The organism is Porphyrobacter sp. SLTP, from assembly GCF_009905735.1.
Taxonomy (GTDB): domain Bacteria; phylum Pseudomonadota; class Alphaproteobacteria; order Sphingomonadales; family Sphingomonadaceae; genus Erythrobacter.
Map to the genome: position 1 here is coordinate 146,355 of NZ_JAAALE010000007.1, position 12,332 is coordinate 158,686.

General features: G+C 64.7%; 12 protein-coding genes. 7 read left to right on the forward strand and 5 right to left on the reverse strand.

All coding sequences use genetic code 11. The features are described from left to right. Nucleotides 1–2: 2 nt before the first annotated feature. The 4 genes from egtD to GVM20_RS08105 form a co-directional block, all read right to left on the reverse strand. Nucleotides 3–989 carry an L-histidine N(alpha)-methyltransferase gene (gene egtD / locus GVM20_RS08090; protein ID WP_166546697.1) on the reverse strand — a complete coding sequence of 329 codons (987 nt, stop codon included), beginning with the start codon at nucleotides 987–989 and terminating at the stop codon, nucleotides 3–5. Nucleotide 990: 1 nt separating this feature from the next. Then, nucleotides 991–2,241 (reverse strand): ergothioneine biosynthesis protein EgtB, encoded by a 1,251-nt coding sequence (gene egtB / locus GVM20_RS08095; RefSeq protein ID WP_166546698.1) that lies wholly within the window; start codon nucleotides 2,239–2,241, stop codon nucleotides 991–993. Between the two features lie 181 nt (nucleotides 2,242–2,422). Next, a complete protein-coding gene (locus GVM20_RS08100) occupies nucleotides 2,423–3,808 on the reverse strand; it encodes a class II 3-deoxy-7-phosphoheptulonate synthase (protein ID WP_166546699.1) in 1,386 nt (461 codons plus the stop codon). 139 nt (nucleotides 3,809–3,947) lie between these two features. Then, nucleotides 3,948–6,956 (reverse strand): M16 family metallopeptidase, encoded by a 3,009-nt coding sequence (locus GVM20_RS08105; RefSeq protein ID WP_166546700.1) that lies wholly within the window; start codon nucleotides 6,954–6,956, stop codon nucleotides 3,948–3,950. A gap of 96 nt (nucleotides 6,957–7,052) precedes the next feature. Here GVM20_RS08105 and GVM20_RS08110 point away from each other — a divergent pair, with 96 nt between their 5' ends. The 7 genes from GVM20_RS08110 (at nucleotide 7,053) to GVM20_RS08140 (ending at nucleotide 11,418) form a co-directional block, all read left to right on the forward strand. Then, on the forward strand, nucleotides 7,053–7,631 hold the full coding sequence (locus GVM20_RS08110) for a NifU family protein (RefSeq protein ID WP_166546701.1): 579 nt from the start codon (nucleotides 7,053–7,055) through the stop codon (nucleotides 7,629–7,631). Next, nucleotides 7,628–8,236: a malonic semialdehyde reductase gene (locus GVM20_RS08115; RefSeq protein ID WP_166546702.1), complete on the forward strand. Its 609-nt coding sequence runs from the start codon at nucleotides 7,628–7,630 to the stop codon at nucleotides 8,234–8,236. The genes GVM20_RS08110 and GVM20_RS08115 overlap by 4 nt, the downstream gene beginning before the upstream one ends. Nucleotides 8,237–8,287: 51 nt before the next feature. Next, complete coding sequence (tsaB, locus tag GVM20_RS08120; RefSeq protein WP_166546703.1) at nucleotides 8,288–8,917, forward strand: tRNA (adenosine(37)-N6)-threonylcarbamoyltransferase complex dimerization subunit type 1 TsaB; 630 nt, start codon at nucleotides 8,288–8,290, stop codon at nucleotides 8,915–8,917. A gap of 41 nt (nucleotides 8,918–8,958) precedes the next feature. Continuing rightward, complete coding sequence (locus tag GVM20_RS08125) at nucleotides 8,959–9,408, forward strand: GNAT family N-acetyltransferase (protein ID WP_199799511.1); 450 nt, start codon at nucleotides 8,959–8,961, stop codon at nucleotides 9,406–9,408. Nucleotides 9,409–9,524: 116 nt separating this feature from the next. After that, the gene (locus GVM20_RS08130) at nucleotides 9,525–9,977 is read left to right on the forward strand and encodes a Ros/MucR family transcriptional regulator (protein ID WP_166546734.1); all 453 of its coding nucleotides are present in this window, start codon (nucleotides 9,525–9,527) and stop codon (nucleotides 9,975–9,977) included. Between the two features lie 165 nt (nucleotides 9,978–10,142). Next, nucleotides 10,143–10,565 carry a Fur family transcriptional regulator gene (locus tag GVM20_RS08135; protein WP_069311290.1) on the forward strand — a complete coding sequence of 141 codons (423 nt, stop codon included), beginning with the start codon at nucleotides 10,143–10,145 and terminating at the stop codon, nucleotides 10,563–10,565. Beyond that, complete coding sequence (locus tag GVM20_RS08140) at nucleotides 10,558–11,418, forward strand: lysophospholipid acyltransferase family protein (RefSeq protein ID WP_166546705.1); 861 nt, start codon at nucleotides 10,558–10,560, stop codon at nucleotides 11,416–11,418. Before GVM20_RS08135 ends, GVM20_RS08140 begins: the two co-directional genes overlap by 8 nt. On the opposite strand, the gene GVM20_RS08145 is transcribed toward GVM20_RS08140, so the two are convergent. Next, entirely contained in the window at nucleotides 11,415–12,299 is an 885-nt protein-coding gene (locus GVM20_RS08145) for a LysR substrate-binding domain-containing protein (RefSeq protein ID WP_166546706.1), read from the reverse strand. The genes GVM20_RS08140 and GVM20_RS08145 overlap by 4 nt on opposite strands. Nucleotides 12,300–12,332: the final 33 nt, after the last annotated feature.

Below are 12,332 nucleotides of genomic sequence, written 5' to 3' on the forward strand. Positions count from 1 at the left end.
TTTCAGGGCGCCGACCGCGGCGCGCGCGCTTCGGCCAGCAGCAGCGAGAATTGCTTCGCCTCATCGGTCCAACGCGCCCGCGGCTCCCAGCCGCCTGCCGCCAGCAACATCTGACCCGACCGCTTGGTGAACTTGTGGCTGTTCTCGGTGTGGATGCTCTCCCCCTCCTGCATGGAGAAGGATTGCTCGCTGACCGTGAAAGCGAGATCCTGCCGCGCGACCAGATGCATCTCGATCCGCGCGAAGGTATCGTTCCAGCGTGCTTCGTGGCGGAAGGCGTCGACTGGAATATCACCGCCCAGCTCGTGATTGATGCGGGTCAGCAGGTTGAGGTTGAACTGCGCCGTCACCCCCGCCGCATCATCATAGGCGGCGAGCAATACGTCCTCGTCCTTCACCAGATCCATCCCGATCAGCAGCAACGCGCCCTCCCCCAAAGTCTCGCGCATTGAGCGCAGCAGGTCGGTTGCGGTGCGGGCGATCATGTTGCCGATGGTCGAGCCGGGGAAGAAGCCGAGTTTGGGCAGGCTGGCGACCTCAGCGGGAAGCTCGACCCGGCGCATGAAATCGGCCTCAACCGGATAGACCGGCAGACCCGGAAACTTCGCCGCCAGCGCCGCGGAAGATGCGCGCAGGAAATCGCCCGCGATGTCGAGCGGGACATAGGCCGAAGGCGCGATCGCCGACAGCAGCAGCGGCGTCTTGACCGAAGAGCCCGAGCCGAACTCCACCACCGCCCGTCCCGGCCTGATCAGCTCGGCAATCTCTTCCGACCGACCGCGCAGGATCGCCGTCTCGGCGCGGGTCGGGTAGTATTCGGGCAGCCGGGTGATGTCCTCAAACAGCTGCGAGCCCGTATCGTCATAGAACCAGCGCGCCGGGATCGCCTTCTGCTCGGCCGCAAGCCCTGCCAGCACGTCGGCGCGGAATGCCAGATCGACCCCGCCCGCGTCGCGATTGACCAGCTTGAGACCCTTGGCAAATGTCATGTCAAACGTCCTTAGCGAGCCGGAGCGCAGTGAATTGCCAGCGCTGATGGGGATAGAAGAAATTGCGATAGGAGGCGCGCGAATGGCCGCGCACCGTGGCGCAAGACGCGCCGCGCAGTACCACCTGTCCGCTCATGAACTTGCCGTTGTATTCGCCTACCGCGCCTTCGGCGACGCGGAAGCCGGGATAGGGCAGATAGGCCGAGCGGGTGAATTGCCAGCCATCGCCGAACAGGCCGGGCGAACCCATCGGCATGACCGGTCCCGCGCAATAGAGCTGGTTCCCCGCCGAGGGGTGATGCGCAGGCGCGCTGGAAGCGCAATCCTGTCCGCGCGCGATCGCTTCCCATTCGAACTCGGTCGGCAGGCGCGCGCCAGCCCATGTCGCGTACGCATCAGCCTCGAACTGCGAGATGTGAGTGACGGGCGCGTGAGGATCGCGGGTCTGCCAGCCTTGGTGAGTGAAGTGCTCATCCTCGCGCCAATAGAGCGGCGCTGAGATGCCCTCGCGCTGCACCCAGCCCCAGCCATCCGCGAGCCACAAGCGGGCATCGCGATAGCCGCCATCGGCGATGAACGCGTCCCACTCGCCGTTGGTCACCAGCCGGTCTGCCAAGGCGAAGGGTTCAAGCAGCACCCGGTGGCGCGGGCCTTCATTGTCGAAGGCGAAGCCTTCCTCCTGATGCCCGACCAGCGCGATCCCGCCGGGATGCGTGTACCACCCGACAGGCGCGGCGGGCGCGGCGGCTGCGGGCAACGCACCGTCCCACATCGCCGGGCTGAGCGGGTTCTGGAACAGGGCGTGCTTGATATCGGTCAGCAGCAATTCGATGTGCTGCTGTTCATGCGCCACGCCGAGCGCGATCAGCGGCGCTAGGGCAGGATCATCGAGCAGCGGCGCCATGGCGTCATTCACCACCGCGCGCCATTCGAGCACTTCCAGCAGGCTGGGACGCGACAGCAAACCGCGCGCCGCCCGGCTGATCCGGGCGCCCTCCGCCTCGTAGTAGGAATTGAACAGGAACGGCCAGTCTTCGCGGTGGAGCCGATATCCCGGCGCGTGTTCGCGCAGCAGGAAGGTCTCCCAGAACCAAGTGGTATGCGCGAGGTGCCACTTGGCAGGGCTCGCATCCTCCATCGATTGGATGCTGGCATCAGCGTCGCTCAGCGGCGCGACCAGCGCTTCGGTCAGAGCGCGCGTTGCCCGGAAACGATCGGCCAAACCGGCAAGATCATCGGCGCCGGCAGCCATCTGTCGTTCGTTGCGCTGCAACCCGCGTCTCCCGTTCCACCCTGCACCGTCAGATACGGATCATGTCCGCCTGCCGTTACACCAAGAAGACGCATCATAGGCATGAACCTACGGCAAAATCATCACACGCATCAGATTTTCCTGCCGGAAAGGGGCGGACAGTGCCCGCCCCGACCCGTAATCAGGCCGCGTTGGCGCTGACTTCGGCCTCGCGTTCGCCTGCGGCCGAGTTCAGCATCTCGGCCACCAGGAACGCCAGTTCGAGCGACTGTTCGGCATTGAGGCGGGGGTCACAATGGGTGTGATAGCGGTCGCCAAGGCGCTCCTCGGTGATCGCTACGGCCCCGCCAACGCATTCGGTCACGTCCTGTCCGGTCATCTCGATATGGATGCCGCCAGGATGCGAGCCTTCGGCGCGATGGACGGCGAAGAAGCCCTTCACTTCGCGCGTGATCCGGTCGAACGGGCGGGTCTTGAAGCCGGTGTCGGACTTCACGACGTTGCCGTGCATCGGATCGCAGCTCCACACCACCGGATGCCCTTCGCGCTGCACGGCACGCACGAGGCGCGGCAGCCCGTCTTCGACCTTGTCATGGCCGAAGCGGCTGATGAGCGTGATGCGCCCGGCTTCCCGCTTTGGGTTGAGATCGTCGAGCAGGCGCAGCAGTGCATCGGGCTCCAGCGAAGGCCCGCACTTCATGCCCAGCGGATTGCCGATCCCGCGCGCATATTCGATGTGAGCGCTGCCGGGGAACCGCGTGCGATCGCCGATCCACAGCATGTGGGCCGAGGTCGCATACCAATCGCCGGTCAGCGAATCCTGTCTCGTCATCGCCTGTTCGTAAGGCAGCAGCAGGCTTTCATGGCTGGTGTAGAAGCTGGTGCCCTTCAACTGTGGCACGGTGCCGGGATCGATCCCGCAGGCTTCCATGAAATCGAGCGCTTCGCCGATCCGGTCCGCCATCTGGCTGAACTTCTCGGTCCACGGCGTGCGGCCCATGAAATCGAGGGTCCACTGGTGGACCTGCCGCAGATTGGCATAGCCCCCGCCCGCAAAGGCGCGCAGCAGGTTGAGTGTGGCGGCGGCCTGCGAATAGGCCTTGACCATGCGGGCCGGATCATTGCGGCGGCTGACCGCGTCGAACTCGATCCCGTTGATGTTGTCGCCGAGGTAGCTCGGCAGGGTCACGCCATCGATCGTTTCCGTCGGCGCGGAGCGCGGCTTGGCGAACTGGCCCGCCATGCGGCCGACCTTCACCACCGGACGCTTGCTGGCGAAGGTCATCACGACCGCCATTTGCAGCAGCACGCGGAATGTGTCGCGGATGTTGTTGGGGTGGAACTCGGCGAAACTTTCCGCGCAGTCACCGCCTTGCAGCAGGAAGCCGTGGCCATTCGCGACCTGCGCCAGATCGGCCTTGAGCGCGCGCGCCTCACCCGCAAACACCAGCGGGGGATAGTGCGCGAGAGTCTTTTCCGCTTCCGCCAGCTCCGCCGCATCTTCGTAATGCGGCAGGTGGCGCGCTTCGTGAGCCTTCCAGCTATCCGGGGTCCAGGTCTCGGGCACAGTCACAACTCTTTCTTCTCAAAGGCGCGCGGCAAGGCTTGCGCGGGGGCGCCCGCTACAGGAGCGAGGCACGAATTGTAAAGCAGCAATGCCGCTCAAAACAACTTTATTTCCCGAACAGTGCCAGTGAGCGCAGCGATCAGCGCCCCGCAGGCGCTGCCAGCGCAGCATTTGCACGCGCCCCGCCAGCCGGAGCCTCGGCCAAAGTCTGGCCTTCCGGGATGATGGCCAGACGGAACGGCGAAGCCTTGGACAGATAGCGCTCCGCCAGGAACTGCATCACCTGCGGGCTGGTCTGCGAATAGTCCGCCAGCAGGCTGCGCAGCAGGGTCACACGCTGGGGATCCTGCGTCGCGCCCTCAAGGTTATAGAGCCAGAACTGGTTGCCGGTCGATGCCCGGCGGATCATCTGGCTCAGCGGCTCAGTCACCCGTTCAAGTTCATCGGCGGTGGGCGGGCTGGCGGCGAGGTCCTTGGCGATCTTCTCGGCCTCGGCGAAGAACACCGGCACGAATTCCGGCTCAAGCTGGGCCAGCGCCGTGATGCGCCCGCCGCTGGCAAGATCGGTCGGCCAGTTCGAGAACACCTGCGGCGAATAGCTCGCTCCCGCGCGTTCGCGCAGCGCATCCATCAGGCGGTTGTTGAACAACTGGGTGAGGATTTCGAGCTGGCGGCTTTCGCGCAAGCTCGCAACCCCGCCCCCGCTCGGCCAGGCGACCACGGCGGCAGCCTGATTGGCATCGCCGCGGTGGGTGACGACCGAGGGAGTGGCCGAAGTCGGCGCAAATGTCGGAACGCGTGCAGCGACATCAGCAGGAATCGGCTCACGCGGCGCCAGCGCGCCGAAGGTGAGGCGCAGCTGTTCGATCACGGCGGGCTGATCGAATTCGCCAAACACCAGCACTTCGATCGGGCCTTGCTTCAGCAGCGGCTCCCACACCGCGCGGAAGCCCTCGGGCGTTACGGTCTTGAGCGCTGCCGGATCGGGCGTCGCAAACCGCGCGTCGCCGCCGGTCACGAGATATTCGAGATCGCGGTTGAGAATGCCGCCGGGGCTGGTGGAATAGGTGTTGTAGGCTAGTTCCGACGCTGCCTTGGCGCGGATCACCGGATCCTTGTCCCAGCGCGGCATCCCGAGCTTGGCAGCAAAGAGATAGAGCTGGTCGTTCACATCTTCCGACCGGGTCTGGGCCGTAAAGGTGAACACCGCATCGTCGATTGCGAAGTCAAAGCCGATCTTGCGGCCTGTTGCCAGACGGTCGAGCTCGTTCTGGCCGAGCTCGCCCACGCCCGATCCGACCAGCGCGCCCTGACCCAGCGCGGCATAGACCGCGTTGTCTTTGTCAAAGGCGCGGTAGCCTGCGCCAAAGCGCACACGCACCGTCACACGGCCCGGTTCGGCATCATTGGCCCACACCAGCGCCTTGACGCCGTTGGCAAAGTCGACCTGTTCAATCTCGAGCACACCCAGCGGGTTCTGCGCCGTGATGGCCCCCGGAGCACCCACCGGGGGCAGTTCGTCGAAGGAGATCGACTGTGCAGCCAACCGCGCAGTGCCGTCGACCTTGGCTTCGGCAGCAAGCGCCAGCTTGAGCGCGCCCACATCGGCCTCACCCGCCGTCGGCGTCACATAGACCGAACGGGTCACCGTGCCTTCAAACAGCCCGCGCGTCCGTTCCAGCACCACATCGGGCGTCAGGCGCGGCTTCATGCCCCGGAACACGTCGAGCACCACCTTGGGCGCGGCGACGGTTTCACGGATATCGACCGCATTGACCAGGTTGTTGGCGAGATCGGACCCCGATTCCACGGTCTCCTGCTCGACCGCATTGGCGAAGACCACGTCGAATTCGGCGACCTCGCGGTCGATTTCTTCCTGCGTCGGCGGGTTGGTGAGCGCGTCCGCAATCACGGCGCGGACATCGGCGAGCGCCGCCTGCCAGTCGCCGGTCAGAGGGGCGAAGGTCACGAAGGTCGCATCGGTCGAGCGCGAAACGTCGTCCTGCTGTACCTGCGCATAAAGGAAGCTGCCGCCGCCGCGGGCGCGCGATTCGAGCCGCCGGTTGATGATCGCCTGCGCGACAGCATCGGTCAGCAGGCCTTCGTTGTACTTGATCGTATCGGTCACCTGCCGCCACGGACGCATGACCGCATAGGTCAGGCTGCGCGGCAAATCGGGCTCCACGCCGACCGCCAGCTGGCCAATCGGTGCGCCAGTCACGCCGTCATCCTGCGCCCCGGCGGGCGGGACAGGATCGCCGAAATCGGGGGCGACGCCGGGCTTGCCGGTGCCTTTCCAATCCCCGAACCACTGCTCCACCAGCCCTGCCAGCACCATCGGATCGGCATCGCCAACAACCACGATCACGGTGTTCTCCGGGCGATACCAACGGTCGTAAAACGCCTTCACATCCTTGCCATTGGCGGCCTTCAGGGTCTCGTCCGTGCCAATTGGGCTGCGGGTGGCGAGGCGCTGACCGGCAAAGAAGGTCTGCCGCGTAAGGTCGGCCATGCGCAGCCCCGCCCCGCCGCGCTCGCGCTTTTCGGCGAGCACAATCGGACGTTCGGCCGCGACATTGGCGTCATTCAGCACCGGCTCGCGGATCATGCCCGACAGCAGCTTGAAGCTTTCGCTCAGCTTGGCGTCGTCGATATTGGGAATGTCGAGCTTGTAGGCGGTGTGGGTCGGGCTGGTTTCGGCGTTGGCATCGCTGCCGAAGGTCGCGCCCAAGCGCTGCCAGGCATAGATCGCCTCGGCCTGCCCGAGATACTTGCTCTCCCGGAACAGCAAGTGTTCGAGCAAGTGGGCATAGCCCTGCTCCTTATCGGTTTCATGCAGGGAGCCCGCATCAATGCGCACCCGGATCGAAACCTGACGCGGCGGCACGCCATTGCGGCGCACCGCATAGCGCACGCCGTTCTTCATCTGCCCGAACAGCCACTTTTCATCGACCGGAACGTCCGAGCCCTTGTAGAGCCACGGCACTTCGCTGCCGGTCTGGAGCGCCTGTGGCTGGGGCACCGGCGGCAGCGGTTGCCCTTCGACCGGCGGCGGGGGCGCGGCCTGCTGCGCGAGCAGCGGCTGCACCAGCGCAAAGGGGGCAAAGAGAATGGCGAGAGCGCGACCAGCACGGGAGAACGACGTCATATCGCACTTATAGGGCGGCAAAGTGTGAAGCGATAGTGAATGGTTCTCGGCCCATCCGCCCTTGCCCCGCGCAGCCGCGGCACCTAGATTGGGCTGATGTTCATAGAAACCGAAACCACTCCGAACCCCTCTGCCCTCAAGTTCCTGCCGGGCACCACCGTGATGCCCACCGGCAGCCGCGAATTCGCCACGCCCGAAGCGGCCGAAGCGAGCCCGCTGGCGCAGGCGATCTTCGACACCGGCGAGGTCGTGAACGTATTCTTCGGTGCCGATTTCGTCAGCGTGACCGCTGCGCCGGGTGCCGATTGGAGTGCCTTGAAACCGCAGGTCATCGCGATCCTTCTTGATCACTTCGTGTCGGAAGCGCCGCTGTTTGCTGGCGGAAGCGGTAACGGGATTTCCGTTCCGCCCGAAGACGAAGCGGTGGTGGAAGAGCGTCCCGAAGATGCCGAGGTAATCGCCGCCATCAACGAGCTGCTCGAAACCCGTGTGCGTCCGGCTGTTGCCGGTGACGGCGGCGACATCGCCTATCGCGGCTTCCGCGACGGGGTTGTGTATCTCACCCTGCAAGGCTCGTGCTCGGGCTGCCCGTCAAGCACTGCGACGCTCAAGCACGGCATTGAAGGCTTGCTCAAGCATTACGTCCCCGAAGTGACCGAGGTGCGCGCGGCGTGACGGTGCAATTTCACGACCACGTCCTGTCGGACGCGGCGCTCGACCAGCTGTTCAACGAAGCGCGCAGCTATAACGGGTGGCTCGACAAGACTGTTTCGGACGAACAGCTTCACGCGATCTGGGACCTGATGAAGATGGCCCCGACCTCGGCGAACATGCAGCCGGTGCGGATCGTGTGGGTGAAGTCAGCCGAGGCCAAGGCCAAGCTTGCCGACTGTGTGATGGAAGGCAACCGCGCCAAGGTTCTCGCCGCCCCCGTCACCGCCGTGATCGGCTACGACATCGATTTCCACGAGGAACTGCCGTGGCTGTTCCCCCACACCGATGCCAAGAGCTGGTTCGAGGGTGATGAACAGGCGCGCGAGCAAGGCGCGTTCCGCAACTCCTCGCTGCAAGGGGCCTATCTCATGCTCGCCGCACGCGCGCTGGGCCTCGATTGCGGCCCGATGTCAGGCTTCAACGGCGATGCGGTGAACGCGGCCTTCTTCGCCGACGAACCGCGCCATCGGGTCAATTTCATCTGCTCGGTCGGCTATGGCGATCCCGCCAGCATCTTCGCGCGCAGCCCGCGTCCGGAATTCGCGACCTTCAACCGCATCGCCTGACACGAATCTCGCGCTTGCACGGGCGCGCGGGGTGAGGCATCGCGCAGCGCCATGCGCGTGCTTGCCATCGAAACCGCCTCTGAGGCGTGCAGCATCGCCCTTACCGAGGGCGCGGCGATGCTTGCGCATGATCACCGCGTCATGGCCCGCGGCCACGCCGAGGCGCTGGTGCCAATGATCGGCGCCTTGCCGGACAAGGGCCGCGCGGATCGCATTCTCGTCAGCCTTGGGCCGGGCAGTTTCACCGGCGTACGCATCGGACTGGCGACCGCCCGCGCGCTCGGGTTTGCGTGGGGCGCTGAGGTGCTCGGCTATCCGACGCTGGCGCTGATCGCGGCGCAGGCGCAGGCACTGCATCCGGGCGAACCGGTGACGGTCTGCATGAACGGCGGACACGGCGAATGGTTCGTGCAGGATTTCGGGGCCGATGGCCTGCCAGCCAATGAGTTGTCCTCGATGGCTCCTGCGGCAGCGCTGGCGGCCGGGGCGCGAAACCTGATCGCAGGCAATCGAGCCCAGGATTTCGCCGCACTGTTGGGCGATGCACGCCAAATCATCCCGCTACTGCCGGATGCGGGGCAAGTCGGGCTGGTGCCGGACGCGCTGCTCACCGCGCACCTCGCGCCGATCTATGGCCGGGGAGCCGATGCCACCCCAATGGCGCTGCGCAAACCCGCATGACCCCCCGCCCAGCCCCCAGTCCCGCTCTCATCGACCGGATCATGATGGTGATGGAGGCAGCGTTCGACCCGGCCTATGGCGAGGCCTGGAACCGGCGGCAGGTGGCCGATGCGCTGACTCTTTCCAGCACCCAGGCGCTGGTGGTCGACGCTGATGGTGCGCCAATCCCCGACACGGGCGATGGCGATGAGGGCCCCGCTCCCGCCGGATTCGTGCTCACCCGCTATGTACTCGACGAAGAAGAACTGCTGCTGATCGCGGTCATACCCGACGCGCGGCGGCGCGGCGTTGGCGCAGCGCTGCTCGAACATCTGTTCGCGGCCGCCCGAACGCGCGGCGTCACGCGGATCTTCTTGGAAATGCGGCGCGGAAATCCTGCGATCCAATTATATCACAAGTTTGGTTTTGAACCGATTGGTGAGCGGCGTAACTATTACCGCATGGCAAACGGCGAGCGTGTCGACGCGATTACTTTCGGTCGATCAATCTAGTAGAACTCCATTCATCGCAAATTGATGTGCAGGCGGACCACACCAGTTGCCAAGATTGACGACTTGAGCCATGGCGCAGTAACCGGTGCGCCTTGAACGCCGTGCGAGAGGAACTCATGCAGGATCTGGAAATTGATATGAACGAAACACTTATCACGCTGACGAGCGACATTGTCGCTGCGCATGTCAGCAACAATGATGTGGCGGTGACTGATGTTCCGGCACTTATCACCAACGTCTACAACGCGCTCGCCAATCTGGGTGAGAAGGTTGAGATCGAAGAACCCAAGCCCAAGCCTGCGGTCGCGATCCGCAATTCGGTCAAGCCGGATCACATCGTCTGTCTTGAAGATGGCAAGGAGCTGAAGATGCTCAAGCGCTATCTTCGCACCAATTACAACATGACGCCGGAAGACTACCGCGCGCGTTGGGGCCTGCCGGCTGACTATCCGATGGTCGCCCCCAACTATGCCGAAAAGCGCCGCGATCTTGCCAAGAAGATCGGTCTTGGCCGCAAGCCCGGTACTGTCATGGCGCCCAAGGGGCGTCGGACCAAGAAGACAGCTTAAAACCGCGCCCTCTGGTCGCATTGTCCATCAGCCGGCCCGACTGCCCCTGTTGAGAGGGTGGACGGCCCGCTTGAGCAAGCAGCCTCGTCCCTGTAGGGATGAGGCTGTCTTGCTTTCGGGCGATCGCATCCCACAGGGGCGGCGCACTCGGCGATGGAGCGTTCCTTGACCCAGAAAATCGATCTCGAACAACTTTGCGCCGAAAAAGGCCTGCGCATTACCGAACAGCGCCGGGTGATCGCCAAGGTGTTATCGGAAAGTGACGACCACCCCGATGTCGAGCTGCTGCACAGCCGCGCAGCCGCGGTCGATCCGCGCATCTCGATTGCGACGGTGTACCGCACAGTGCGCCTGTTCGAGGAAGCGGGCATCCTTGACCGCCACGATTTCGGCGATGGCCGCTCGCGCTATGAGCCCGTCCCCGAAGCGCACCACGATCACCTGATCGACGTGGAAACCGGCAAGGTCGTCGAATTCGTCGACCCGGAAGTCGAAGCGCTGCAACGCCAGATTGCCGAGCGACTGGGCTACCGGCTCGTCGATCACCGCATGGAGCTCTACGGCGTACGCCTGTCGCGCAATGACTGACAGCGAACTGCGCGCAGCGGCCGCACGCGGGGAAAGTACGCCGATTTCCCTCGCCGGATGGCTGCGGCTCACGGCGCGTGCGCTGGCGCTGGTTGGTCTCATCATCGTCTTCGTGCCGTTGCACTATCTTTACCGGGTGGTGTCCTATGGATCGCCCTTCCCGATGCTGTTCCTGCGCTATGCGGCGCGGGTGTGCGGGGCCAAGGTCGAGGTGATCGGCACCCATCTGAAGCGCGATGTGTTCTTCGTCGCCAATCACCTGTCGTGGATCGATATCCTTGCGCTGGCTGGCGCGAGCGGCACGGCCTTCGTCGCCAAGGCGGAACTCGCCGAAGCGCCGGTGGTCGGTTGGCTTGCGAGCCTCAACCGCACGGTCTTTGTGAAGCGCGAACACCGCATGGGCGTGGCCGAGCAGATCAACGCGCTGAAGGAAGCGCTGGTCGATAACTGGTCGGTGACGGTCTTTCCCGAAGGCACCACGACGGACGGGCAATCGCTGCTGCCGTTCAAGACCTCGATGCTCTCGGTGCTCGAACCGCCGCCGCCGGGCGTACTGGTCCAGCCGGTGATCCTGGATTATGGCCCGGTCGCCGAATGGATCGGCTGGGTCGGCGAGGAAAGCGGCGTCAACAATGCCAAGCGGGTGCTGTCACGCAAGGGCACCTTCAAGGTCAGGCTGCACTATCTCGAACCCTTCAGCCCGGAGGACTTCCGCGGCCGCAAGGCGATCAGCCACGAATCGCGCCGCCGGATCGAGGAAGCGCTGATCGAGATTCTGGGCAAGCCGCTGCGCCCGTTTGCGCATACGGTTGCCCCGGTTCGCTATGAGCCGAAGGTTGACGCGGCGGATTAAAGCCCGGCGCGCACCAGCCAGTCGTGGAAGATCCGCACCGGGCGGCTTTCCAGCGCGACCGGCTTGCACACGAACCAGTAGCTATAGGGGCTCTCGACCGGCTTGCCCGGGAGGTTGATCAGGCGGTTGTCGTTGGCGCGGCGAAGGTGATCATCGTGCATGATTGCGATGCCGAGGCCCTGTGCGGCCGCCTCCAGCATCAACGCGCCGGAATCGTAATGGTCGATGGCAGCCGGGTCCATCTGTTCGAGCCCATTGGCCTTCTTCCACGCCATGAAACTCTCGGGGAGTTCGTTGTGGATCAGGAAGGTTTGCTTGGTCATCACGTCCGGCGTGATGTCCGGGCCGATCGCGCGGGCGGTATCCTTGGAACAGATAGCATGGACGAGATTGTGGTCCAGCCGCACCGCATGCAACCCGCTCGCCGGGCCGCGTGACAGGATGATCGCGGCGTCGAGCGTGTCGCCCACCCGGTCTTCAAGATGCGGGGCGGTGTCGATGTCGATGTGCAGCAGCGGATGGCGCTTGCGCAGCTCGCCCAGCCGCGGGAACAGCCGCTGGCTGCCGAACATCGGAAGCACCCCGAGGCGGAGGCGCAGCAGCGCGATATTGTCCGACTGGCTCTCCACCGCGCGGGCGAGCGCTTCCATATGCGGGTTCACCGCCTCGTAGAAGGCCTGGCCCTCATCGGTCAGCTGCATCGACTGACGCGCGCGAGTGAACAGCTTCTTGCCGACAAATTCTTCGAGATTGCTGATCCGCCGCGACAGCGCGGACGGGCTGAGGCCAATCTCCTCCGCCGCCGCCCGGGCAGAACCCAGACGGACCGTGCGCATGAAGGCTTCAAGCGCGCGCAGGGGGGGAAGACGTCTAGCAGGCATGGAATCTCTCCTTGGTGAGGAGAGATACGCCCG